A 24,484-nucleotide genomic window follows, 5' to 3' on the forward strand; every position below is an offset into this window, starting at 1 on the left:
GCCGTCGACTCCGACGCCGCCACCACCGCCGACGTCATCACCGAGATCGCCGCCAGCCGCCTGACCGAACGCGGCGCCACGAGGGCCGACGACAAACTCTCCGAGGCCGCCATGGAAGACCGCAAGCGCGAGGGGTACTTCTGACGCCTTCCTCCCGCGAGGCGGAGACACGGGCGAACGTACCCCCGGTTCGGCGGCAGGCGGGGCGACGACACCGTCCACCGCCCCTCACCGTCCGCCGCCACAACATCGTCGTCCCCGAGGAGCACGCACGACCACACGGTCCGCCGCCGGTCGGTCGCGCACGCGCTGCGCCGGCCTCCGTGCCCGGTCGTCGGCGCTGGTCGCGCAGCTGCGGGAGTTCCGCCCGGAAATCGTGATCACCCACGACGCCTACGGCGGTGTGACCGGCCGTCCGGACCACGTGCACACCCACCGGGTGACGGTGCTCGCGGTCCAGGCGGCCGGCCTCGACCGGCTCCACCCCTATCTGTTCTGCTCCGCTCTCCGCGTCTCTGCCCTGCTCCCCCTGCCCAGCTCGCGAGTGGTGATGACAACTCACCCGAGCACACGGCCCGGCACCGATCGGCGCACCACGCGGTATCTCCGGATCCTGATCTCCTGCGCGCGGCAGGGCAGTTCCGGTCTACCGACCCAGCGCGGCCATCGCCGCGTTGTGCCCGGGGATACCGCTGACGCCCCCGCCTCGTACGGCGCCCGCCCCGCACAGCAGGACGTTGGCGTGGGCGGTCGCCACGCCCCAGCGGTCGCCGTCATCATGGCCGTGCGGGAAGGCCAGTTCCCGGTGGAAGATGTTCCCGCCGGGGAGGCCGAGCTCGTTCTCCAGGTCCAACGGACTCTTCACTTCGATGCACGGGCGCCCGTGATCGTCCGTCGCCAGGCAGTCCGCGAGCGGTTCGTCCAGGAACGTCTCGAGCGGGGCCAGGACGGATTCGAGCGCCGCGTCGCGGATCGCGTCGCCGCCGTCCGCGAAGAGGCGGGCCGGCAGGTGCAGCCCGAAGAGCGTGAGGGTCTGGTAGCCCCGGGCGGCGAGCTCGTGGCCGAGGATCGAGGGGTCGGTGAGGGAGTGGCAGTAGATCTCGGAGGGAGCGGCCGCAGGCAGCCGTCCGGCTACGGCGTCCCGGTACGCGGCCTCCAACTCGCCGTAGGACTCGGCGACATGGAAGGTCCCGGCGAAGGCCTCCCGAGGGTTCACCGAGCTGTCCCGTAGCCGCGGCAGCCGCCGCAGCAGCATGTTCACCTTGAGCTGTGAACCCTCCGGCCCGGGGGCCGCGGACCGCTCGCCGAGCAGCCGGGCCAGGGTCTGCGGCGCGGCGTTGCACAGCACCTGCCGGGCCCCCACCCTGTGCTCGGTGCCCCCGGTCCGGTAGGTCACCTCCGCGACGGTGCCATCGGTGGCCACGGCCGTCACCTCGCAACCGGTGAGCAGCTGAGCGCCTGCGGCCCGCGCCGCGTCGGCCAGCGCGTCGGTGAGCGCGCCCATGCCGCCGATCGGGACGTCCCAGTCCCCGGTGCCACCGCCGATCACGTGGTAGAGGAAGCACCGGTTCTGCCGCAGCGACGAATCGTGGGCATGCGCGAAGGTTCCGATCAGCGCGTCGGTCAGGACGACCCCTCGGACGAGGTCGTCCGCGAAGCGGCGCTCCAGTGCCTCGCCGATCGGCCGCTCGAAGAGTTCCTCCCAGGCCTCGGGGTCAGCCACCCGCCGTTGCAACTCGGCGCGGCTCGGCAGCGGTTCGGTGAGCGAGGGGAAGACCCGCTCGGCCACCCTGCGGGTCATGCCGTAGAACTCCCGCCAGGCGCGGAACTCCCGGTCCGAACCGGTCAGTTCACGGAATCCCGCTGCGGTGCGCGCCTGGTCCGAACCGTCCACGAGCAGTCCGGTCGACCGGCCGCCGCGCACGGTCGGAGTGTACGAGGAGATCCGCCGCCGCTGCACGGCGAAGCTCAGCCCCAGCTCGGCGATGATCTTCCTGGGTAGCAGGCTCACCAGGTAGGAGTACTGGGACAGCCGCGCCTGCATGCCGGAGAACGCCCGCGTGGACACGGCCGCGCCGCCGGTCCGGCCGAGCCGCTCCAGGACCAGCACGCTGCGCCCGGCGCGGGCCAGATAAGCGGCGGCGACCAGGCCGTTGTGTCCACCGCCGACGATGACGGCGTCGTAGCTGGAGCGACCGGGCGGCGACGGTGCGGTGCCAGGAGCGAACTCGGGCTGCATGCGCCCGTCCTATCAGGGCGCGGCGGCGTTGACCAGTAGGCCTGCAGGCCGGTCCGGGCCGACGTACGGCGAGGCGCCCGGCCCAACCCCTCCGGATCCGGCGATGTCCGGGGACGCCCGAGTGCAGCAACGTGTGTCCGTGAGCGATCCGAGGAACCGGCGGGCGGGCGAGCAGATCCATGAGGCCCCCAACCGCCGCGGTCTCAATGACGGCAGGCGCCGACAACCCGGCGCGAGCCTTCCGCGAAGTCCCCGAACAAGAACCTCACGACGGGGGACATCACCATCAACGGCACGCCCACCAGGTACGGCACACAGGTCACCGACTTCGTCACCGCCGAAGTACCACGCGTTGCCGTGGCCGTTGTCGGGCACGCTGCACCAGAGCCAGAACTGTGGCTGCCCTTGCTGAAGCCGGTCACCGTCCCGCAGCTCCGGTAGGGCCCGGTCTTGAAAGATGCAGCCCTTTTGCACCCGGCCGGGAGATCCGTCGCAACCGGCACCCGGCCGGTTGCCGCTACACCCCGTATCGCGGCGCTCGGCGTCGAGTCGGCGAGAGCCGCTCCTGGGGACCCGGTGGTCGTGTCCCCGTCACCAAGGTCCGCTCCCGTACCGAGGTCGAACACACATCCTTGAGCTGGTCCATGTCGTCCCCCTCAAGGAGGCCGGCGAGCTGGTCAGCCGTGTCAAGCGCGGCCGGAGCTGGAACGCCTTGTTCCTGAGGCTCCCCGGCAAGGCGAAGCCGATTCGGCTGAATGTCTCGTTCCAATCCCGCCCCGAGCTGGACGGCTTCCTCACGAGGCTTCCCAAGGCCGCCGAGCGGCCGTAGCGCCCGGGGCTCCGCCGTTCTCCCGGAGTGTCCGGGTGTGATCGCGCGATGCCCGGGACACTGAGGGGGGCGGGGTCGCGTGGGGTTCCGACTTCCACCCGCGTATCCGCCGCACTCCGTCCGGCTGTCCTCCCGGGACCGCCCGCCGAACGGGCCGACGGCGCGCCGGTCGGCGGAATGCCGTTGCGCCTACCCGGTGACGGCCCGGATCAGCAGATCTTGACTGATTACCGGCGATGCCCGAGGGGCATTCATAGGCGGTCGAAGCCTCGTGCGGCTCCGGCCGGCACCGCGCCCCGGTGCCGTGGAACGTCTAGAAGGATCCACACCAATGGCAACCGGCACCGTGAAGTGGTTCAACGCCGACAAGGGGTTCGGCTTCATCCAGCAGGACGACGGCGGACCTGACGTGTTCGTCCATTTCTCCGCCATTCAGAGCACCGGTTTCAAGGAGCTGAACGAGGGCGACCGGGTCGAGTACGACACCACCCAGGGCCCCAAGGGACCTCAGGCGGAGAACGTCGTCCGGCAGTAGTCGCCCCTGGAACGCCGACCGGTGGGCCGACCCCCGTCCCGCCAGACAGAATGCTGGCGGGACCTCTCGGATGTCCGACCGCACCGTCCGCCATCCGGTCGAGTCCCCGGGCGCCGGCCGACGCGGTGGTTTCGGCGACGTCAAGTCAAGTCGGTACAGGGCCTCGGCCGGGCCGGGACCAGAGCCGGGCCGGGCCAAACCAGGCCAGGCCAGGCCGGGCCGGGCCGGGCCAGGGCCGGGCCAGGCCAGGCCAGGGCCGGATCGGCGCGAGAGATCCAGCGCGAGAGGGCCGATGCCCCGGTGCGCGGCCGACCGAACCGGGCCGGCCTCCTGACGAACCGTACGTCTCCGGGCCGCCCCCTGCCGTCAGGCCGGGGTCGGGCGGCCGGAGCGCGGTCGGGGCGCCGCTCACCCGTGGTCGTCACGCCGCGCTCGGGGAGATCACAAGGCCGGGCCTCGCCGGCACCCACAGGTGCCGCCAAGGCCCGGCCACGGGAGCTGCATTGCCAACCAGCCCGTTCGGAGCCGGAGTTGGCGCGCAACCGGTCAGCAGAGGTGAAGCGCCTCGCAGTCGTCCCAGCGGGTGGCGGGAGCCTCGGCGGTGACCGGCGCCTGGCCGGCTGCCGGGGCGTTGCGCTGGACCTGGGCCTTGGCGCTCCGGCCGACGGCGCCGTTGGTCTTACCGGCCGACGGCGCGGCGGCGGGCCCGGCGGCGAGCCGGACGGCGATGGCGTCCAGGACGGCGCGCGGGCGCGGACCGGCGTAGTTGTTCACCATCACGGTGAAGGCCAGCTTGCGGCCGTCGGGCGCAGTGGCGTAGCCGGAGATGTTGTCCACGCCGCTCATCGAACCGGTCTTGGCGTGCACGTTGTTGGTGGCAGGGGTGCCCTGCATCCGGGCGGCCAGGGTGCCCCCGACCATCCGGTCCGGGTTGCCCGCGATCGGCAGCGCGTCGTACCAGGTCTTGAACCAGGGCTTGTCCTGGGCCAGCTTGAGCAGCGCGGTCATCCTGCCCGGAGTGACCAGGTCGTAGCGGGAGAGCCCGGAGCCGTCCACCTGTCGGCCGACCGCGCCGGCCACTCCGTTGGCCTTGAGGAAGCTGCCGATCTGGTTCACCCCGGCGTTCCAACTGCCCTGCCCGCCCTTGACCTTGCCGATCTCCTTGGTCAGGGTCTCGGCGAGGCCGTTGTTGCTGAGCTTGAGCATCGGGACGATCAGCTGGGAGATCGGCTGCGAGTCGTGGCCGGCCAGCAGCTGCGAGTTCTCGCTGCCGGTCGCCGCCGCCACACCGTTCTGGACCGTGACGCCGTGCCGGGCCAGTGCACCGGCGAAGACCTGGCCGGCGTAGTCGGCCGGGTTCTCCACGGTGGTCAGGAAGGTCGCCGGGGCGCCACCCGCCGGCAGGCTGCCGCTGAGGTCGACCACGTTGACGCCGCGCTCGCGCTGGACGACGGCGCTGCCCGCGCTGCCGGCCGCGCCGGTGGTGATCCGCCCGCTGAACTTCATCGGCGCCTCGGCCGGGAACAGCGCCACCGAGGCCGGCTCGCCCGCGTTGCCCGGCGTGACGGTCACCTTCACGGTGTCCATGTTGTAGTCGGTGTCGGTGGCCACCGTGAGCCCCGACAGCTGCGGGCTGTAGGAGTACGGCTCGTCGTCCCAGGCCCAGCCGGGACCGAACGGCACGTTGTCGTAGCGGCTGCTGTCGGCCAGCACACGGCCGTTGACGGCCGTGATGCCCGAGGCGGCCACCTTGGCGGCCAGGTCGTCCAGGTCCTTGGGCAGCAGGCTCGGGTCGCCGCCGCCCTTCAGCACCAGGTCGCCGTTGAGCACGCCGTCCGCGCTGTCACCGGTGCTGCGCACCTCGGTGGTGAAGACGTGGTCGGGACCGAGCAGGTCGAGCGCGGCGACCGAGGTGATGGTCTTCATGGTCGAGGCCGGGGTGAAGTAGGCGTCGGCCTGGTGCTGGTAGACCACCTGGCCGGTGCCGGCATCCATGACCTGGACACCGACCTCGGCTCCCGACAGCACCGGGCTCGCGAGGATCGCGTCGAGGTCGGAGGTCAGCGTCGGGTCCGCCGACGGCGTGGGGTCCGCCTGGGCGGAGCCGGCCAGCATGGTGGCGGCGAGCGCCACGGCGGCGAGGGGCAGCGTACGGCGGTGGAGCCGCGCGTGCAGAGGCAAGATCACTCCAAGGCATCCGGGAATGGCGGAGCGCAACCTCACCACCACGCAGCGGACACGGGCATGACTGTCCCGAACCTGTGCAAACCGCTACGGGCACGGCCGAAAGCCCCCCGCTTGTCAGCCGCAACCTATCATCAGACAGACCATCAGATGATCACAGAATCTCCCGCCCCTGGAGGTGCGCCGTCCAGGCCCGGGAGCCGTCCGGGCGACCCGGGAACCAGCACACGGACACAGCCCCCGAACGGGCGGCCGCGGCGACGGGCCCGCCCGGGCCGGGCGGGCGGCCGCGGTCGGACGAAAATGATGGAACGTCAGTCGCGCCGGTGGCGCGGACGGTTGCCGTGCGGTCGCAGGACACCGCGGTGGCGGTGTCCGCGATGGCGGGCGCGAGCCCTGGGGGCACCCGCGAGAAGGAGCAGCGCCAGCAGCTGCGGAGTCAGGAGCAGCGTCATCGTGGTGTTCACAGGCACCTCCGGGGTCGGCGGTCGTGGAAGTCGCCTACCCCCTCCGGCTCCAGGTAAAGACCACCCCCACAGGAATCCGCACGCGACCGCTCCCACCGGAGTCCCACGCCCCACCCCGGTCGCACAACGGTTCGCGAAGCCGCCGTCCGTTCTGGAGACCGAACACCCGAAGGCGCCGCGACCGCTGCACCGCTGCGGCCCGACGGCCGCACCGGCAGCTCCGCCTCTCACGAGGCAGATCATGTCTGTTTCATCCGCTTTGCTGTAGTCTGTCCGCGTTTTGCAGACACAGGGGTGCGGCGAGCGACCGGACGCCGGTCGCGTTCACCGCGTGCACCGGGCAGCTGGTGCCGCGCGCCACTGTCGTACGGCAGTGGGCCCCTCCCCCACCCGATGCAGCGCCGAGCGGTCGACCAGGAGTGCGCCTTGAGGCAGTCGGAGTCCCTCACCGACGCGGATGCCGCCCGTGCGGGCCGGTACGTGATGAAGAAGCTGCCGGAGGTCACCCTGGCCTTCTGGATCATGAAGATCGCCGCCACCACCCTGGGCGAGACCGCCGGAGACCTGTTCGCCCAGACACTGGGACTGGGTTACTTCCTCACCACGGTCGCCCTGTTCCTGGTGTTCGCGGTGACACTGGTGGTGCAGCTGCGGTCCAAGCGGTACAACCCGTTCTTCTACTGGACGGTCATCCTGTCCACCAGCATGGCCGGCACCACCATGTCGGACTTCATGAACCGCGACGCCAGCGCCGAGTACCTCACCGCCGGCACGACCTCACTGGGCTGGGGCCCGCAGGGCCTGGGACTGGGATACCCCGCAGGTGCCGCGATCCTGATCTCCCTACTGATCGCCATCTTCGCCGCCTGGAAGCTCACCGGACAGACCTTCGTCATCCGCGACATCGTCACCTTCCGCGGCGAGGCGCTCTTCTGGTCCGCGATCCTGGTGTCGAACACACTGGGCACCTCCATGGGCGACTTCCTCTCCGACAGCTCCGGCCTGGGCTACGCCGGCGGAGCCCTGCTCGTCACCGGACTCCTGGCCCTGCTCGCCGCTCTGATGCGGGTGCCGGCCGTCCCCAATGTCGTGCTGTTCTGGATCGCCTTCGTCCTCACCCGCCCGCTGGGAGCCACCGCTGGCGACTTCCTCACCAAGCCCGTCGTCAAGGGCGGTCTCGCTCTCGGCACTCCGGGCTCCTCGGCAGTACTCCTGGCCGTCCTCCTCGGCCTGATGTCCTACGCCCACCGGCAGGAGCGCAGGAACCCCGACGAGGCCCAACCGTCCTGACGGGCACGCCGGTTACAGCACCCCGGCGGCGCTCCGGTCATCGGGCCGGGCTCGGCGCGTGCGGGTCGGCCGGTCCGTGGGACGTGGTGGAACCACTGCCGCCGACGACGAGGGTGTGTCCGTGTCGGACTGCTGCGTCGCCGAGTGGCGCACCTACGATATCTGACGGTACGTCAGCAGTCCTCTGCCGTGTCGACTGTTCGTCTTCAGCCCGCCCTGCCCCCTTGCGACTTCAGGTCCCCAGCGCTGTCAGCGGGCACCGCGCTGTGGCGGCACGGACGTGCCAAGCCCCGGTGCGATCCGGGATCCTCGAACGACCGGAAGGAAAAAGCCATGCTGTCACGCGTGCTCGCCGTCGGCGGTGTCGTCGTCTCGCTGCTCGGTTCGACCGGCTTCACCTCGGCGGCCACACCGCCGCCAGACAAGATCGTCATCGATGTGGCGACGGTGAACGGCTCCGGCTGTCCGGCGGGCACGGCCGCCATCGCGGTCTCCCCCGACAACACCGCCTTCACCGTGACGTACAGCAACTATCTGGCGCAGGTGGGCGTCGGCTCCAAGCCGACCGACTTCCGCAAGAACTGCCAGCTCGATCTGGACGTGCACGTCCCTCAGGGCTTCACCTACGCCATCGCCGCCGCCGACTACCGGGGCTTCGCCCACCTGGAACCGGGCGCGACCGGCACCGAGAAGGCGAACTACTACTTCCAGGGGTCGCCCCAGACCTCCTCGCTCACCCACGAGTTCAGGGGTGGCCTCGACGACAGCTGGCAGGCGACCGATGCGGTCGCTGTCGCCGCCCTCGTCTACGCACCCTGCGGGGAGAAGCGCAACTTCAACATCAACACCGAACTGCGGGTGAGCGCCGGCACCTCGGACCCGTCCAGGACCACCAGCTTCATGACCATGGACTCCACCGACGGCAGCATCAACACCACCTACCACCTCGCCTGGAAGCAGTGCCCCCGGTAGCACCCCCGCGTCGCCGTCACCGCGCCACGGCCTCCGCCGTAACAGGTTTCGGCGACCTCGCCGCGCACTCGCCCGGGCTCCCGTGTCGCGCCGCACTCCCGACGGGCCGTGCTGCCGCCGGGCCCGCCGGACCGGCGGGGTACGCCGGAGATTCGGGTGAGTCCGTACTCCGACCGGCCGGCCGGGACTCGGGACCGGGTCCTGGCCACCGGCCGGTGCGGACAGCCGGCGGGCGGGCAACCATGCACGCGTACTGCCGGTCCCACCGGTGCTCCCGACCGGCCGCGAACCGATCCGGTGCCACTTGGCCCGCCGGCGCGGCGTCCCGTGGCTCCACCACGATCGGCTCGCTCCCCCGCCGTCCACCGCGCCGACGGCCGCGCCTCGACCGGCGTCCGCATCAGCGACGGCATCAGTGACCGCTCCGGCCCCGGCCGCATTCCGCGAATTCCCGAGGCTCGGCCGGCGCCGTCCGTGCCATGCTGTGGTGTCCGAGTGCCTCGACGGGGAGGGACGGCGCTCATGGCAGGTCAGAACGGCGCGGCCGAGGCCGCCCCGGGAGGGCGGCTCTGGTACGCCGCCAACGAAGTCTTGGCGTTCCTGCTCGAGGTGGCCGCGCTGGGCCTGCTGTGCTGGTGGGGGTCGGCCACCGGCGACGGTGTCGTCGTCCGCGTACTGCTCGGCCTCGGGGCGCCTCTGTCGGCCGCCGTGCTGTGGGGGCTGTTCGCTGCCCCCAAGGCGCGGCTGCGACCTCCGCTGCCGGCCGTGCTGTTGGTCAAGGCGGTGGTCCTCGGCGCAGGCGCGGCCGCCCTGTCCGGGGTGGGACATCCGGTCGCCGCCGTGGTCCTCGCGGCCGTGATGCTCGGCAACACGGCGGTGGCCGAGACCTTCCGTCGCAGGGTGCCCCGGCGGGATCCCGGCCTCGACGGCGACCTTGCCGACCACGGCTGACGGGACGGCGTCCGGCTTTCGCGCGCGGTGAGCCGCCAGGGTCGGTCCCGGGCCGCCCGCCGGGCCCGCCGGCGCCGTTGGAGCAGAAGGACAACCGGGGCCGGGGAGGCAGGTCACGGCGGCACGCGTCCCGGCCCGAGCAGCCCTCGATGCCCCTCGATCCGGTCGCGGCCCGTCACCGTGCCCGCGCGGCGTCCAGGACCCGTCCGAGTTCGGCGGCCGGGAACGGTGTCCGCTTGGTCTCCGTGAGCAGTCGGCGGTGGAACTCGTCCATGATGAGGGCAGCCGGGGCGTGCCGGTCGAGGACCGTGGCGAGCTCGGCCGGAACGCCGTCGGGCTGTCGTCCCGCGAGCCACTCCCGCAGGAACGCCAGGTGGTCCGTGGCGGGTCGGACGGAGTCCGGCAGGTGGTGGCGGAGCAGATGGCTCGCGACGTAGCAGCCGTCGTATTCGAGATGGTCCGAGAAGAACTCGGCCTCGGCCGGGGAGAGTTCGAAGGCGGAACTCAACGCGAGCCCGAAGTCGGCGAAGTAGACCAGTCGGCCGTCGGTCAGGACGTTGGCGAAGTGGGCGTCGAAGTGGACCAGCCCGCGCGAACGCATGAAGGCGGTCCCGCGCGCCAGGGTCTCGTCCACCCACCGGTAGGGCACCTCGGCCCCGCCCGGTGAAGCGGCCTCCCGGCGGTCGGCCAGCCAGGCGCCGAGCGTCTGCGGCACGTACTCCAGGAAGAGCACCAGGCTGGCCGAGGACCGGCCGATCGCCTCCAGCCGGTCGCGGACGGCCGGTGAACCGTCCCAGTGCGCGACCACTCCCTCGATGCCCCCGAACTCGTCGGCGATGCCCGTGAGAGGGGTGTCGGGCAGGATCCGCCAGTGGTACATCAGCGGAAAGCCCTCGTACTCGTTCCCGAGGACCCAGTTGGTGGTCATGGTGTGCGCGGCCAGTTCGCGCCAGGCGCCGAACCCGGCGGACCCCACTCCGTACTGGTAGAACACCGGCAGCCCGAAGACGTTCGCCGTCGACCGCACGTTCTCCGGCCGCAGTTCGACCTCCGTCAGCGGAACCCGCTTGACGAAGACGCGGGTTCCGTCCACGTCCAGCTCCGCCGACCTGCCGCCGATGCCGGATCCGAGCGGGGTGGCCGAGGCCACGGCCTCACCGAGCCGATGGTCGCTGAGCAGCGACAGCCGGGTGGAGACGGTCCCGTACGCGGCCAGGCGCGCGGCGTGCTGCGGGTCCGGGTGCTGCATCGATGGCTCCTCGTGCCCCGGGCCGGGGCGTTGGTGGTCCTGCGGACCCGGTCGACCCTACGCGCCCCGGCCGTTGTGAGGGTTCCCGGGCGGCTGCCCTCTCAGCGCAGGACGCGGCGACCGGGCCTCGTGAGCGGCGGCGGACCCTGACGGCCGTGCGGTCCGCTCTCGGGGAGATCCCTGAGAGAAGCTACGGGTGCGGGCAGGGACGGTCCCGGATGACGGACTGACGGAGCGTCGGCAGGATCGAATCCGTACCCGGAAGACCCGCACACCGAAGCTGGTCCCCCTCACGGACCGGCCTGTTTGGAGCACACACCCGTGAACACCTCTATGAACCCGTCGCGTTGGGCGGGCCTGGCAGCCGGCGCAGCCCTGTTGGCCGCGGTTGTGGTCGGTACGGGCGCACCCGCCTTCGCCGCATCCGCCACCGCCACCGCCACCGGCACCGCAGCGACCGCTCCCGCGACCACGGCAGGGCTGCCGCCGCTCGACCCGGCAGCGATCCGCACGGTTCTCGGCCAGCGTCCGACCGCCGACGTCACCGGCGCGTTCGTCCGGGTCACCGGGAGCGCGGGCGGCTTCCAAGGCGCTTCGGGAACAGGCGACTTGGCGACCGGGCGGGCGGTGGACCCCGACGGCCGGTTCCGGATCGGCAGCATCTCCAAGGTGTTCACCACGGCCGTCGTCCTGCAACTGGCCGGCGAGGGACGGCTGGACCTCGACGAAGCGGTCCAGCACTACCTGCCGGGTGTGCTGCCCGCCGGGTTCCCCCCGGTCACGGTCGGCGAACTGCTCAACCACACCAGCGGACTGCCCACCGGCTCGGACGAGATGTGGGGGGACGGCTCCGCCGACTGGTTCGCCGCCCACCGGCTGGACAGCTGGACCCCGCAGCAGGTCGTCTCCACGCTGGACGGCCAGTCGATGAGCTTCGATCCCGGCACCGCGCAGCAGTACAACGGGATGAACACCTTCCTCGCCGGTCTGGTCGTCGAGCGGGTCACCGGCCACAGCTACGCGCACGAGGTGCAGAACCGGATCATCCGCCCGCTCGGCCTGCACGACACCTCCGTGCCCGCCGCCGACGACGTCCGCCTGCCGCACCCGAGTTCGCACGCCTACCTGGCCGTGACCACCCCGGACGGCGGCACGCTCCTCCGGCAGTCGACCGGTGGGACCCCCCTGGCCGATGTCACCGAGCAGAGCCCCTGGCCGTGGGCCGAGGGCGGTCTGATCTCCAGCGCGCCCGACCTGGACCGGTTCGTCTCCGCACTCTTCAAGGGCCGACTGCTCCCGCCCTCCGTCCAGGAGAAGCTCTTCACCGTCCCGGACCTGCCGAACTACCGGAACGACTCCTGCGGCAAGGGGCCGGCCTCCCGGGCCTGCATGAGCATGGGGCTGGAGCGGGTCGAGAAGGACGGCGTGGTCGCCTGGGGCAAGACCGGCTCCCGGCCCGGCTACACCAGCGGGGTCTTCGCCACCCGCGACCTCAGCCGCAAGGTGGTCTACTCGCTCAACCCGACCGGCGTCGTCGGCGCGGAGAGCCCCTACGCCGGCCGCCTCCTCATCACCGCGTTCGGGCTCGCCGGATAGCCCGGCCCACCCCGTCCGGTGGGAGCGGAGGTGAGGGCGGGAGGCAGCGCGGAAGGCGGTGCGGGCAGGAGCACGGCGGGAGTAGGTCCGCGACGGCTCAGGGGGTGGGTGCGGCGGACACTCCCACCGCTCCGGACCGGCTCCACCCGGGACCACGTGGCGGCGCACCCCGGCCATGGGCCGCCCGGCGCCCGCATCTGATGTCCCGTCGGATGCGGGCGCTCCGCGACGCTCAGCCCGCGCGCCTGCGGCGCTTGCGCATCATCAGCGCCGCGGCGAGGACGAAGAGCCCGAGGCCGAGCAGCCGCGAGGCAGCGCCGGCGGCAGCCTGCTGGCCCTGGCCGGACGGCACGGCGGGCCCACTGGGCGCAGCGGAGGCGGCCGGCGAGCCGGACTCCGCCACGGTGTCGGGGAGTTGGTCCCCCCGGAGTGGGACGCGCCACACCGCGCTGTCCTTGCCCTCGCTGCCGAACAGCACCGATCGGCCGTCCGGGGCGAAGGTGACCGACTCGCCCTGGCGCTGGAACGGCACGTCCACCGACCCCAGCGGCTCGATCGGATCGGCCGAAGCATCGCGCCAGCGGTAGGAGTTGGCCCAGAAGTACCCGCGCAGCACGAGCCGGGTGCCGTCCGGGGAGAAGGCGCCGTCGGTCACCCAGGGCACGTCCGCGACCCGGCGGAAGGTGTTGACGCCGGTCGGCGACAGCTCTTCGGTCCCCTGGTAGAGGTGGCCGTTCTGCTCGTGCTTGCCGGCGATGTACGCCCGGCCGGTGCGCGGGTGCACCATCAGCGCCTCGGCGTTGCGCGGTCCGTCCTCGTAGCGGACCCGGTAGCGGACGGCGTCCACCGTCCGGTCCTCCAGTTGCTCCGGCTCGGCGAAGCGGTAGATCCACACCTCGGACCGGCTGCCGTCGAGGTTGTCCCCGATGTCGGCGAGGTACAACTGCCCGTCGGGGCCGAGCGAGACGGCTTCGGCGTCCCGCAGTTCGACGCCGCGCAGGGTGATCCGGGCAACCGTGCGTCCGTGCGCGTCGACGGCGTAGACGTACGGGCCGTCGCCGCTGTCGTTGTGCGTCCAGTACACACCCGGGTGCGCGATGCTCGCGGTGAGGCCGCTGGACTCGGTGATCCGGGGGTCCCCGATGGTGAACTCCTGCTGTGGGAGGCTGCTCTCCGCCGCCGGTGCTGCTGCGGACGCCAACGCGAGCACGCCCGACGCCACGAGCGCGACTGCCCGCCGTATCGCCATCCCCCGATCATTGCACGCCGCCTCTTCCCCGGTCTTCGGTATGCACCGGGCGGGCCTCGGGCCGGCCTCGGCCGGAAGGTCGTCCCGGGCCGTCCCGGGCCGTTCCCGGGCCGTCGGTCGAGGCGACGGCCGGTGTCCGGTCCGTCCGGCCGTAGGCCCACCCGGGCGACGGTCCATCGGGTGGTGTTCCGTCGGCTGACGTGCCATCGGCCGACTCTCCTCACGGCATGCCCGACCACCTCCCCGACCGCGCGACCGAGGACCGGCCGGGTACCGGCGGGGGCAGCGGCCGGTGGCACCGGTCGGCGGCATCGATCGGGTGATGGAGTGTCATGGCCGGTTGGTACGGTCGGCGGTATGACGCGAATCGATCACAACTCGCCGCAGCCCGTCACCGCCGACGACGTCCGGCTCGCCGTCGACCTCGCGCTGACCGCCCTGCGCGGCGGGCCGGGGACGGAGGCGGGCTGGTCCGCCAAGGCGGGCCCGCTGGAGTGGGACTGCTGGGAGACCGCCGAGCACCTGGCCGACGACCTGTTCTCCTACGCGGCGCAGCTCGGGCCCGCCACTCCCCCGGTGGACGGCTACGTCCCGTTCCGGTACGTCAGCGAGCGCCCGGGCGGCCCGAGGAACACGGTCTTCGCCGACCGTGCGGCCGGCCTCGCCGGGCTGCTCCAGGTACTGGAGGCGAGCGGGTCGCTGCTGGCGGCGATGGTGGCGGTGACTTCGCCGAAGGTCCGGGCTTACCACAGCCTGGGCCTCTCCGATCCTGAGGGTTTCGCGGCAATGGGCGTGGTCGAGACCCTGGTCCATGTGCACGACATGGCCGAGGGCCTCGGTCTCGCCTGGGCTCCGCCGGCCGACCTCTGCGACCGGGTCCTGGCGCGCCTGTTCCCGAGCGCCCCGGCGTACGAGGACCGCTGGCGCACCCTGCTCTGGGCGACCGGCCGGGTGTCCCTCCCCGAGCACCCCCGGCTGACGTCCTGGGAGTGGCACTCCGCGCCGGAGGGCGAGCGGACGGTCTGACCGGCCACACCTCGCGGACGTCCCGGGCCGCCCCGGCGCGGGGCCGGCCGACTGCGCAGGGCGGGCAACTCCACAGGGCTGGGCGACCGTGCGGGCCGGCCGACTGCACGGCCCGGGAGGCCGGCGGGCGGGGCCGGGTGGGCCAGGCCGGGCGGGGCCGGGCGGGCCGGGCCGACCAGGCAGAATGGGGTCCATGTCTCGACGCAGCCAGAAGCCCTCGATCGTGTCCACCTCGCCCTGCCCCTGCGGGCTGCCCGCCTCGTACGGGGAGTGCTGCGGACGGCTGCACCGGGGCGAAGCCGCGGCCGCCACGGCGGAGTTGCTGATGCGTTCGCGGTTCAGCGCGTTCGCCGTGGGGGACGAGGCGTACCTGCTGCGCAGCTGGCACCCGGAGACCAGGCCCGAGCGGCTCGACCTGGACGCGCGGCTGCGCTGGGTCCGGCTGGAGATCCTGGCGGCCACGGACGGCGGGCCGTTCCACAGCGAGGGGACGGTCCGGTTCCGCGCGCACTACACGGAGGGGCGGCAGGAGGGCGTGCTGGAGGAGCTGAGCCGTTTCACCCGGGTCGGCGGCGCCTGGGTCTACCTCGACGGCGTGGTGGACTGACGGCAACGGGCCTGATGGCGGGCTGACGACCCCCTGTTGCTTTACATGAACATTCCATAACGGCACGAATGAACTCCGCCGCAACGGGAGAAAGATCCGACTTATCGTCAGATCACATAACCCCATGCATCGGAGGAATCATGCGCAAGAGGATGATCGTCCCCGCCGTCAGTGCCGCGCTGCTGCTCCTCGCCAACCCGGCGTCGGCCGCCACCCCGACCGTGGGCGCCCCGGGCATCGGTGACCCGTACTATCCGACGTACGGCAACGGCGGTTACAACGTCTCCCACTACGACCTACGGCTGAAGTACCAGCCTTCGACGGACGAGCTGGAGGGAACGGCGACCCTGCTCGCCACCGCCACCCAGGACCTCTCCCGCTTCAACCTCGACTTCGCCCTGAACGTCAGCGAGGTGGTGGTCAACGGACGCCCGGCGAAGTTCGCCGCGACCGGCGAGCAGGAGTTGGAGATCACCCCCGCAGCCCCGCTCGCCAAGGGCTCGAACGCCACGGTGGTCGTGCGGTACTCGGGTGTGCCCTCCAAGGTCTCCCGGTACGGGTTCACCGCCTGGCTGCGCACGCCGGACGGCGGGGTGGCCGCCGGGGAGCCGGAGTCGGCCTGGTGGTGGTTCCCGAGCAACGACCACCCGTCCGACAAGGCCACCTTCGACGTCTCCGTCCTGGTCCCCGACGGCACCCAGGCGCTCAGCAACGGCGTGCTCTCCTCGCAGGTTTCCCAGTTGGGCTGGACCCGCTACAACTGGCGCGAGAACAAGCCGCAGGCGACCTACCTCGCCACGCTGGCGATCGGCAAGTTCGACATCACCACCGGCACCAGCAGCGGCGGCCTGCCCATCATCAACGCCTACAGCAAGGACCTGGGCGACAACGACGGTGCCGCACGGGCGAGCGTCGAGCGCACCGGTGAGCTGGCGGACTGGCTGAGCGGCATCTTCGGCCCGTACCCGTTCAGCGCGCTCGGCGGCTACGTCCCCAACGTCGACACGCACTTCGCGCTGGAGGCGCAGACCCGTGTCTTCTACAGCCCCTACCAGTTCGCCGGCGGCGCCAACAGCTCGGTGGTGGTGCACGAGTTGGCCCACCAGTGGTACGGCGACAGCGTCTCGCTCAAGCGCTGGAGCGACATCTGGCTGAACGAGGGCTTCGCCCGGTACGCGCAGTGGCTCTGGTCCGAGCACCAGGGCGAGGGCACCGCGCAGGAGCTCGCCGACTACCTCTACGCCTCGCACCCGGCCGACGACCCGTTCTGGACCGTCAAGCCCGGCGACCCGGGCCCGGCGAACCAGTTCCACAGTGCGGTGTACGACCGTGGCGCGGCCGCCATCCAGGCACTGCGGAACACGGTCGGCGACGACAAGTTCTTCCAGATCCTGCGGGCCTGGCCGACCGAGCACCGCTACGGGAACGCGACCGTGGCGGACTTCCAGGCGCTGGCGGAACGCATCTCCGGCAAGAAGCTGGGCAACCTGCTCCAGACCTGGCTCTACACCGCGGCGAAGCCGGCCCCCGCCGCCGGCGGTTCGGCGAAGTCCGCGGCGGCAGCCGCGGGTTCCGTCGAGGAGCCGCGCTCGTGGAAGCAGATCGAGGCGACCAACGACGTCCACGACAAGGGCGGGCACTGAGGCACCGAGGCACCGAGGCGCTGAGGCGCTGAGGCACTCGGCCGGACTGCCTCCCCGCCGATCCGCCGATCCGCCGACGCGCTGACCCGCTGACGGCCCGGCCGGACCATGCTCCGGCCGGGCCGTCCGGGTATGTCAGGTCACAGGGGCCGGAATCGGTTGCCATGAATGGCATCGTCGCAGGTCAGCGGGGTGGTGGTCGAGATCACGCCGCCCCGGGAGCCACCTACGGTGGCGTAGGTCACTTCACACAGTGAACTATTGCCGTCATGGCTGACAACCTGGAGACCCTTGACCTCAACTCCTACGCAGCCCTCGGGGACAGCTTCACCGAGGGCCTGAACGACCCGGGCCCGGACGGTCAGTTCGCCGGCTGGGCGGACCGCCTGGCCGGCATACTGGCCGCACGCCGCCCCGACAGCGCCTTCCGCTACGCCAACCTCGCCGTCCGGGGGCGGCTGCTCGACCAGATCGTCGCCGAGCAGGTTCCGCAGGTGCGGCGGATCGCACCCGACCTGGTGACCCTGTGCGCGGGAGGGAACGACATCCTCCGGCCGGGCAGCGACCCGGACGACGTCGCGGAGCGCTTCGAGGCCGCGGCGGTGGAACTGCGCGAGCACGTGGGCACGGTACTGATCTGCACCGGCTTCGACACCCGCGGCGTCCCGGTACTCGGAATGCTCCGGGGCAAGATCGCGACCTACAACGGGCACCTGCGGGCGATCGCCGACCGCAACGGCTGCGCGGTCGCCGACCTCTGGTCGCTGCGCTCGGTGCACGACCGCCGCGCCTGGAGCGAGGACCGGCTGCACCTCTCCCCGGAGGGGCACCAGCGCGTCGCGCTGCTGGCCGCCCGCGCCCTCGGTTTCGACGTGGACGACCCCGAGGCCCCCTGGCCGTTCCAGCCGACCCCGACGTCGGCCGACCTCCGCCGGGAGAACATCCAGTGGGCCCGCGAGTTCCTGCTGCCCTGGGTCGGCCGGCGGCTGCGCGGCGAGTCCTCGGGCGACCACGTCGAGGCCAAGCGCCCCGACCTGCTCCCGCTCTGACGCTCCGACACCCCTGCGGCAACCCGCACGGACGGTCGGCCCCCGGCACCACGTACGACCGTTCCGCCCCGAGCCGTCCCCCGAACGGGCCGACCTCCCACCGAGGCCACCCCCTCGGGTGGTTGGCCCCCGGTGCGGGTTCCCACCAGGGCGGCCACCGACCGTAATCTGACGGTGCCACACCGAGGGCCCGATCGGCGGAACGGGTCCGGGCGAGGACCGCAGGGGTACGTATGGACCGGGGACCGAAGGCGGGCGGGAACGGTACGGCGCAGACCGGACCGGCGGACGCGGAGTGCGAGTTCGGGGCGCAGCTGAGGGAGTTGCGGGCAGCCCGGCGGGTCTCGCTGAGCGAACTCGCCCGGCTGGTCCACTACAGCAAGGGCTATCTCAGCAAGATCGAGAACGGCACCAAACCGGCCACCCCCGACGTGGCACGCCGCTGCGACGAGGCCCTGCAGAGCGGCGGCGCACTGCTCCGGCTGATCGGCGCGGCGGCGGTCCGGACGGCCGTCCCGGGCCCGCCCCGACCGACGGCGCAGCCACACTCACAGGCGCAGGCACGGCAGCGGGCGCAGGAAGCTGAGCCGGGCGGGCCGCGCCCCGAGTGCCCGTACCCGGGCCTGGCCTCCTTCGGCTCGCGCGAGGCCCGCTGGTTCTTCGGGCGGGAGACGGTCACCGGTGCACTGCTGGACCGCCTCGCCGAACGGATCGGGCACGGTCCGGTGGCCCTTGTGGCACCCTCCGGGGCCGGCAAGTCCTCGCTGCTGATGGCGGGTCTGCTGCCCGCGCTGCGGGACGGCGCACTGCGCGGCGGTACGTTCCCGGTCCCCGGCGAGCAGCCCCGCACCGAATCAGCGCTCGCCGAGCGGCCCCGCACCGGGCCGACCCTTGCCGATCCGCCCCGCACCGGGCCGACCCTTGCCGATCCGCCCCGCACCGGGCCGACCCTTGCCGATCCGCCCCGCACCGGGCCACCCCGCACCGGACCACCGCCCGGCGAGCCGCGCATCGGCCCGCCGCGAGTCGGCGCCCTGCCGGAAGCGGCGCGGCCTGCCACCGACCGCACCGCCCCCGCGACCCGCGCCGCCTGGTCCGTCGCGGTCTGCACACCGACCGGCCGCCCCCTCGTCGCCCTGCTGCGGTCCCTGGAGTCGTCGCTGGCCCACGTGGTACCGGAACTGACGGTTAATCAGGTACGTGAGGACCCGGAGGCGGCGGCCGACACGATCCGCGCGGCGCTCGGCCACGCGCGGCAGCCACCCACCACCGGGCCGACCGGTCGACCGGCCGGAAGCGACACGTCCGACGGTGGGACACCCCACAGTGCGACACCCGATGGCGCGAGACCCGGCAGTGCGACACCCGGTGGCGCGAGACCCGCCGGCCTGGTCGTGGTGGTGGACCAGTTCGAGGAGACCTTCACCCTCTGTACCGACCGGGCCGAGCAGCGCGCTTTCGTCCGCCTCCTGAACGATCTCGCAACTTCCCCTCCTTCCACCACAGTTGGCGACTCGTCCGCTCAGCCGCCGATCGCCGTCCTGCTCGGCGTCCGCGCCGACTTCTGCGGGCGCTGCCTGGAGCACCCCGAACTCGCCCCGGTCTTCACCCACGGCTCACTCGCACTGCCGCCGATGAACGCCGCCGAGCTGCGCGCCTCGATCACCCGCCCCGCCGAACAGGCCGGTCTGGTCCTGGAACCGGGCCTGGTCGAACTGCTGCTGCGCGACCTCGGCAGCCCGGACGAGCTGTCCGGCAGTAGCGTCGGGCCCGGACCGCTGGCCGGGGCACTGCCACTGCTCTCGCACGCGCTGCGCGCCACCTGGCAGCAGCGCCAGGGCCGGGTCATGACCGTCGAGGGCTATCTGCACAGCGGCGGTATCCACGGCGCCGTCGCCCGTACCGCCGAGGACGTGTTCACCCGGCTCGCGCCGCTCCAACAGCAGCTCGCGCGGCGCCTGTTGGTGCGGCTGGTGCATCTGCGCGAGGGCGGCGAGGAGACCCGTTCGCGGGCCGAGCGCGACCGGCTGCTGTGCCAGTCGGCCGATCCGGACGGTGCGGCGGCGGTCCTGGACGCCTTCGTCCGGGCGCGCCTGCTGACGGCCGACCGCGAGACGGTGGAGATCACCCATGAGGCGCTGCTGCGGGCCTGGCCCCGGCTGCGGCGTTGGATCCAGGTCGACCGGACGGCGCTGCTGGGCCGCCAGCAGCTGGCCGAGGTCTCGGCCGAGTGGGTTCGCGAGGACCGGGATCCCGCGCTGCTCTACCGGGGCACCAGGCTGGCAGCGGCCCGTGACTGGGCCGAGGAGGGTGGTAGGCGGGCCGAACTCGGCCACGTCGAGGCCGAGTTCCTCGCAGCGAGCACCGCTGCCGAGGACGCCCAGCGGCAGGCGGCCGAGCGGCAGTCCCGTCGGCAGCGGCGGATGGTGGCGACGCTCGGCGCACTGCTGGCGCTGACCCTGCTCGCCGGGGTGCTCGCGCTCCAGCAGCGGTCGGGCGCGCTGACGCAGCGGCGGGAGGCACAGTCGCGGGCCATGGCGGCGCGTTCGGCGGCGCTGGCGGTCGGTCGTCCCGAGGCGGCGATGCTGCTGGCCCGTGCGGCGTACCGGAGTTCGCCGACCGTGGAGGCGCGCGGTGCACTGCTGAGCACCCAGGCGCAGCCGTTCCAGGGGCGGCTGCTCGGCCATGCCGGCCCGGTGAACGCGGTGGCCTTCGCGCCGGACGGCCGGTTGCTGGCGTCCGCCGGGTCGGACGACGTGGTGAAGCTGTGGGACGCCTCGGAGCGCACCCTGGTCGCCACTCTGACGGGCCATCGGGGCCGGGTGCGCTCGGTGGCGTTCAGTCCGGACGGCGGTTCGGTGGCCTCGGCCGCCTCGGACGACACCGTGCGGCTCTGGGACGTCGCCTCCCGTCGGCTGTCCGTCACCCTTCCCGGGCACGGCGGCGGCGCCCGGGCGGTGGCGTTCAGCCCGGACGGCCGGCTGCTGGCCTCGGCGGACGCGGACCGTACGATCCGGCTCTGGGACACCGGCAGCCACCGGAGCATCACCACCCTCACCGGGCACACCGACGAGATCAACGCGGTCGCCTTCAGTCCGGACGGCCGCACTCTGGCCTCCGGCAGCGCCGACCGCACGCTGCGCCTGTGGGACACCACGACGTACGAGCTGGTGGCCACGCTCACCGGTCACACCGACGACGTCCTCGGCCTGGCCTTCAGTCCGGACGGGCACCTCCTGGCCTCCGGCAGCGCCGACCGGACCCTGCGCCTGTGGGACACCTCCGACCACCGGAACACCGCCACCCTCACCGGCCACACCGACGACCTCAACGCGGTCGCCTTCACCCCGGACGGCAGCACGGTGGTCAGCGCCGGCGGCGACGGCACGGCACGGCTGTGGGACGTGCGGGGCCTGCGGACGATCGGCACACTGGCCGGTCACACCGACTACGTGCAGGGGGTGGCGGTGAGTTCGCACGGGCAGGTGGCCACGGCCGGCTTCGACCAGTCGGTGGTGCTCTGGGATCCGGCGACGGCCGCGCTGGTGCCGCGCCCGTTCACCGAGGTGTGGCAGGTGGCCTTCGGTCCGGACGGACGGCGGATGATCACGGCCGGGACGGATCACACCGTGTGCGTCTGGGAGGTGGGCCCGCACCGCCTGCTGCACTCGCTCTCCGGCCACCAGGGCTCGGTGTTCACGGTGGCGTCCAGTCCGGACGGTTCGCTGGCCGCCTCGGGCGGTGCCGACCGGACGGTACGACTCTGGGACGTCGATCGCGGGCAGCCCGTCGCCGTGCTCACCGGCCATCAGGGATCGGTGCTCGCGGTGGCGTTCAGCCCGGACGGGCGGTTGCTCGCCTCGGCGGGCGAGGACCGTACGGTGCGGATCTGGGACGTCCGGGAGCAGCGGACGGTGGCGGTGCTCACCGGGCACACCGACTTCGTCAACGCGCTGGCGTTCAGTCCGGACGGCCGGACCCTGGCGAGCGGCAGCGATGATCTGACGATCAGCCTGTGGGAGGTCGCCGGTACCCGGCTCGCGGGTACGCTCACCGGGCACACCGGTTCGGTGCGCGGGCTGGCGTACAGTCCGGACGGCCGGACCCTGGCGAGCAGCGGCAACGACGCCACCGTACGCCTCTGGGACACCACCACCAGACGGTCCGTCAGCACGCTGACCGGGCACACCGGTTCGGTGCGCGGGCTGGCGTTCAACCGGGACGGGCACACCCTGGCGAGCAGCGGCAACGACGCCACCGTACGCCTCTGGGACACCGCCACCCAGCAGGGCGTCGCCGTCCTCGCCGGCCACACCAGCGCGGTGTGGGGAGTCGCCTTCAGCCCCGACGGACTGACGCTGGCCAGCAGCGGCAACGACGGCACCGTACGCCTCTGGGACACCGACCCGGTCCGCCGCGCCCGGGCGGTCTGCACCCTGGTCGGCGCGGTGGACCGAGCCCGGTGGACCGGACTGCTTCCCGACCAGACCTACGACGACGGGTGCGCGAGGCCGTGATCCGGCCGGGTCCCACCGCAGGTCACGGCGGTGCGGGCAGCGGCCGTCGGCCCGTCGGAGGACTCGGCCGTGTGCATCAACCCGCTTGCCGGCCAAGGGGGATGAGCAGTCGACAGCGTTCGCCACGGACCTCCGGGCCCGCTCGGCCGACCCGGACGATCACGCTGGATCCTTCTCCTGTACAAGCGTCTCAAACATCCGTACTGTCGCTGCCATGACCGCCACCACCACCGGCCTCGCCAGTCGTCGCACCTGGACCGGGCTGCTCGTCCTGCTGCTTCCCTCCCTGGTGCTCTCGATGGACATGGGAGTGCTCTTCTTCGCCGTGCCGTTCATCAGCACCGACCTCAGACCCAGTGGCACCCAGCAGCTGTGGATCATGGACACCTACTCGTTCCTGCTGGCCGGGCTGCTGATACCGATGGGGGCGCTCGGCGACCGGATCGGCCGGCGCCGCTTACTGCTCTGCGGTGCGGCCGGCTTCGCCGCGGCCTCCCTGCTCGCCGCGTACTCCACCGGGGCCACCCAGCTGATCGCGGCGCGCGCCCTGCTCGGCATCACCGGCGCCACCCTGATGCCCTCGACACTCGCGCTGATCCGCAACATGTTCCACGACCCGAAGCAGCGGCAGTCCGCCATCGCCGCCTGGACCGCCGCGATCACCGGTGGCGCCACACTGGGGCCGGTGGCCGGCGGGCTGATGCTGGACCACTTCTGGTGGGGATCGGCCTTCCTGCTCTCCATCCCGGTGATGGCCCTGCTGCTGTTCGTCGGCCCGTTCCTGCTCCCCGAGTACCGCGCCCCGCAGAGCGGCAGCTTCGACCTGCTCGGCGCCGGGCTCTCGATGGCCTCGCTGCTGCCGATCGTCTACGGCGTCAAGACCCTGGCGATCGAGGGCTGGAGCCCCGCACCCGCCCTGACCCTCGTCGCCGGCCTCGGGGTGGGCGGCCTCTTCGTCCACCGGCAGCGCACCACGGCACACCCGCTCATCGACCTGAGCCTGTTCAGGATCAGGACCTACAGCGGCGCGATCACCGTCAACACCGTCGCCATGTTCGCCATGATGGGCTTCACCCTCTTCACCTCCCAGTACCTGCAACTGGTCAAGGGCCTGAGCCCGCTCGCGGCCTCGCTCTGGGCGCTGGTGCCGAGCACCGGGGTGGGCGTCGCGGTCGGCCTCTCCTCCGCACTGGCCGGCCGGGTCCGCCCGGCCCACCAGCTCGCCGGCGGGTTCCTGATCGGCGCGGCCGGCTTCGGTCTGATGACCCGGGTCGGGCCACTCTCCCCGCTGGCCCTGGTGCTCACCGCGGCCGGGGTGCTCTGTGCGGGCACCGTCGGGACCATGACGCTCACCGCCGATCTGGTGATCTCGGCCGCTCCCGCCGAGCGGGCCGGCGCCGCCGCCGCCACCTCTGAGACCGCCACCGAACTCGGCAGCTCCCTGGGGATCGCCCTGCTCGGCGCGGCCGGCGCGGCCGTCTACCGCTCCCGGCTGACCGGCTCGATGCCCGCCGGACTGCCGGGCGGGACGGCGAAAGCCGCCCACGACACGCTCGGTGGCGCCGTCACCGTGGCGGCGCAGCTCCCGGGCCGCACGGGGAGCGAGCTGCTCACCGCCTCCCGGGCGGCGTTCGTGGACGGGATGCACCTGGCGGCAGTCGTCGGCCTGGTCTTCATGATCGGGGCGGCAGTGCTGGCCGGCCGGCTGATGCGCCATCTCCCGGTCGCCGCCCCGGCCCCGAAGGCGGACCCGTCCGCAGCCCACGGCGACTCCGCCGGTTCCGGCAGTCCCGGCAGTCCCGGTACCAGCGACGCGGGTTCCGGCAGTGCCGGTTCCACCGACGAGGCCACCGCCGGCACCCCGTCCGGGAGCGACACCACCGTGGCGGCCGCTCCGGCCGGCCGCCACTCCGGCAGCTGACCCACGGGCAGTCGCCCCACCGACAGCTGACCCACCCGCAGTTGCCCCACCGACAGCTGACCCACAAGCAGCTGACCCGCAGGCCGGCCGCGCGTTTCGGCCCGATTTACCCCAGCGGAATTTGTCCCGTTTGCGAGCCATGCGAAGAACTGGGGTTCAC

General features: G+C 72.5%; 16 protein-coding genes and 1 pseudogene. 12 read left to right on the top strand and 5 right to left on the bottom strand.

The features are described 5' to 3' along the window. Window positions 1-144: pseudogene (locus ACFC1R_RS04060) on the top strand (sulfate adenylyltransferase small subunit); the annotation flags it as partial. Window positions 145-646: 502 nt separating this feature from the next. On the opposite strand, the gene ACFC1R_RS04065 reads toward ACFC1R_RS04060, so the two are convergent. Continuing rightward, window positions 647-2,239, bottom strand: coding sequence for a phytoene desaturase family protein (locus ACFC1R_RS04065; RefSeq protein ID WP_375932295.1), 1,593 nt, complete (start codon window positions 2,237-2,239; stop codon window positions 647-649). Window positions 2,240-3,399: 1,160 nt separating this feature from the next. Between ACFC1R_RS04065 and ACFC1R_RS04070 the strand changes: the two genes are divergently transcribed. Beyond that, on the top strand, window positions 3,400-3,603 hold the full coding sequence (locus tag ACFC1R_RS04070) for a cold-shock protein (RefSeq protein WP_375932298.1): 204 nt from the start codon (window positions 3,400-3,402) through the stop codon (window positions 3,601-3,603). A gap of 546 nt (window positions 3,604-4,149) precedes the next feature. Here the strand turns inward: ACFC1R_RS04070 and dacB are convergent. Together dacB and ACFC1R_RS04080 are read right to left on the bottom strand one after the other, a co-directional pair. After that, window positions 4,150-5,784 (bottom strand): D-alanyl-D-alanine carboxypeptidase/D-alanyl-D-alanine-endopeptidase, encoded by a 1,635-nt coding sequence (gene dacB, locus ACFC1R_RS04075; protein ID WP_375932301.1) that lies wholly within the window; start codon window positions 5,782-5,784, stop codon window positions 4,150-4,152. A 317-nt stretch (window positions 5,785-6,101) separates the two neighbouring features. After that, the gene (locus ACFC1R_RS04080; RefSeq protein WP_375932304.1) at window positions 6,102-6,254 is read right to left on the bottom strand and encodes a hypothetical protein; all 153 of its coding nucleotides are present in this window, start codon (window positions 6,252-6,254) and stop codon (window positions 6,102-6,104) included. Window positions 6,255-6,680: 426 nt separating this feature from the next. On the opposite strand from ACFC1R_RS04080, the gene ACFC1R_RS04085 reads away from it, so the two are divergent. The 3 genes from ACFC1R_RS04085 to ACFC1R_RS04095 all read left to right on the top strand — a co-directional run bounded on the left by ACFC1R_RS04085 (window position 6,681) and on the right by ACFC1R_RS04095 (window position 9,467). Continuing rightward, window positions 6,681-7,544: a hypothetical protein gene (locus tag ACFC1R_RS04085; protein WP_375932307.1), complete on the top strand. Its 864-nt coding sequence runs from the start codon at window positions 6,681-6,683 to the stop codon at window positions 7,542-7,544. Window positions 7,545-7,877: 333 nt separating this feature from the next. Next, a complete protein-coding gene (locus tag ACFC1R_RS04090) occupies window positions 7,878-8,516 on the top strand; it encodes a DUF4360 domain-containing protein (RefSeq protein WP_375932310.1) in 639 nt (212 codons plus the stop codon). Between the two features lie 522 nt (window positions 8,517-9,038). Continuing rightward, complete coding sequence (locus tag ACFC1R_RS04095; RefSeq protein WP_375932313.1) at window positions 9,039-9,467, top strand: YrdB family protein; 429 nt, start codon at window positions 9,039-9,041, stop codon at window positions 9,465-9,467. 175 nt (window positions 9,468-9,642) lie between these two features. On the opposite strand, the gene ACFC1R_RS04100 is transcribed toward ACFC1R_RS04095, so the two are convergent. Next, on the bottom strand, window positions 9,643-10,716 hold the full coding sequence (locus tag ACFC1R_RS04100) for a protein kinase family protein (protein WP_375932315.1): 1,074 nt from the start codon (window positions 10,714-10,716) through the stop codon (window positions 9,643-9,645). A gap of 321 nt (window positions 10,717-11,037) precedes the next feature. Between ACFC1R_RS04100 and ACFC1R_RS04105 the strand changes: the two genes are divergently transcribed. Continuing rightward, window positions 11,038-12,312: a serine hydrolase domain-containing protein gene (locus ACFC1R_RS04105; RefSeq protein WP_375932318.1), complete on the top strand. Its 1,275-nt coding sequence runs from the start codon at window positions 11,038-11,040 to the stop codon at window positions 12,310-12,312. A gap of 232 nt (window positions 12,313-12,544) precedes the next feature. Here the strand turns inward: ACFC1R_RS04105 and ACFC1R_RS04110 are convergent, their stop codons facing one another. Beyond that, the gene (locus tag ACFC1R_RS04110; protein WP_375932321.1) at window positions 12,545-13,561 is read right to left on the bottom strand and encodes a hypothetical protein; all 1,017 of its coding nucleotides are present in this window, start codon (window positions 13,559-13,561) and stop codon (window positions 12,545-12,547) included. Between the two features lie 357 nt (window positions 13,562-13,918). On the opposite strand from ACFC1R_RS04110, the gene ACFC1R_RS04115 reads away from it, so the two are divergent. The 6 genes from ACFC1R_RS04115 to ACFC1R_RS04140 all read left to right on the top strand — a co-directional run bounded on the left by ACFC1R_RS04115 (window position 13,919) and on the right by ACFC1R_RS04140 (window position 24,324). Beyond that, the gene (locus tag ACFC1R_RS04115) at window positions 13,919-14,587 is read left to right on the top strand and encodes a hypothetical protein (RefSeq protein WP_375932324.1); all 669 of its coding nucleotides are present in this window, start codon (window positions 13,919-13,921) and stop codon (window positions 14,585-14,587) included. A 193-nt stretch (window positions 14,588-14,780) separates the two neighbouring features. Then, entirely contained in the window at window positions 14,781-15,194 is a 414-nt protein-coding gene (locus ACFC1R_RS04120) for a YchJ family protein (RefSeq protein WP_375932327.1), read from the top strand. A 140-nt stretch (window positions 15,195-15,334) separates the two neighbouring features. Then, a complete protein-coding gene (locus ACFC1R_RS04125; protein ID WP_375932330.1) occupies window positions 15,335-16,837 on the top strand; it encodes a M1 family metallopeptidase in 1,503 nt (500 codons plus the stop codon). Window positions 16,838-17,106: 269 nt separating this feature from the next. Further along, window positions 17,107-17,886 (top strand): SGNH/GDSL hydrolase family protein, encoded by a 780-nt coding sequence (locus ACFC1R_RS04130; protein ID WP_375932333.1) that lies wholly within the window; start codon window positions 17,107-17,109, stop codon window positions 17,884-17,886. 233 nt (window positions 17,887-18,119) lie between these two features. Further along, window positions 18,120-22,403, top strand: coding sequence for a helix-turn-helix domain-containing protein (locus tag ACFC1R_RS04135; RefSeq protein WP_375932336.1), 4,284 nt, complete (start codon window positions 18,120-18,122; stop codon window positions 22,401-22,403). A gap of 214 nt (window positions 22,404-22,617) precedes the next feature. Then, window positions 22,618-24,324, top strand: coding sequence for an MFS transporter (locus ACFC1R_RS04140; protein ID WP_375932339.1), 1,707 nt, complete (start codon window positions 22,618-22,620; stop codon window positions 24,322-24,324). Window positions 24,325-24,484: the final 160 nt, after the last annotated feature.

The sequence above is a fragment of the Kitasatospora sp. NPDC056138 genome, from assembly GCF_042264695.1.
In the GTDB taxonomy this organism is placed as follows: domain Bacteria; phylum Actinomycetota; class Actinomycetes; order Streptomycetales; family Streptomycetaceae; genus Kitasatospora.

Excerpts from the sequence above, each read along its gene's own strand:
- ACFC1R_RS04140 (WP_375932339.1), top strand. The coding sequence starts at position 22,618 with ATGACCGCCACCACCACCGGCCTCGCCAGTCGTCGCACCTGGACCGGG.
- ACFC1R_RS04130 (WP_375932333.1), top strand. The coding sequence starts at position 17,107 with ATGGCTGACAACCTGGAGACCCTTGACCTCAACTCCTACGCAGCCCTC.
- ACFC1R_RS04125 (WP_375932330.1), top strand. The coding sequence starts at position 15,335 with ATGCGCAAGAGGATGATCGTCCCCGCCGTCAGTGCCGCGCTGCTGCTC.
- ACFC1R_RS04095 (WP_375932313.1), top strand. The coding sequence starts at position 9,039 with ATGGCAGGTCAGAACGGCGCGGCCGAGGCCGCCCCGGGAGGGCGGCTC.
- ACFC1R_RS04065 (WP_375932295.1), bottom strand. The coding sequence starts at position 2,239 with ATGCAGCCCGAGTTCGCTCCTGGCACCGCACCGTCGCCGCCCGGTCGC.
- ACFC1R_RS04100 (WP_375932315.1), bottom strand. The coding sequence starts at position 10,716 with ATGCAGCACCCGGACCCGCAGCACGCCGCGCGCCTGGCCGCGTACGGG.
- ACFC1R_RS04115 (WP_375932324.1), top strand. The coding sequence starts at position 13,919 with ATGACGCGAATCGATCACAACTCGCCGCAGCCCGTCACCGCCGACGAC.
- ACFC1R_RS04090 (WP_375932310.1), top strand. The coding sequence starts at position 7,878 with ATGCTGTCACGCGTGCTCGCCGTCGGCGGTGTCGTCGTCTCGCTGCTC.
- ACFC1R_RS04135 (WP_375932336.1), top strand. The coding sequence starts at position 18,120 with ATGGACCGGGGACCGAAGGCGGGCGGGAACGGTACGGCGCAGACCGGA.
- ACFC1R_RS04120 (WP_375932327.1), top strand. The coding sequence starts at position 14,781 with ATGTCTCGACGCAGCCAGAAGCCCTCGATCGTGTCCACCTCGCCCTGC.
- ACFC1R_RS04110 (WP_375932321.1), bottom strand. The coding sequence starts at position 13,561 with ATGGCGATACGGCGGGCAGTCGCGCTCGTGGCGTCGGGCGTGCTCGCG.
- ACFC1R_RS04070 (WP_375932298.1), top strand. The coding sequence starts at position 3,400 with ATGGCAACCGGCACCGTGAAGTGGTTCAACGCCGACAAGGGGTTCGGC.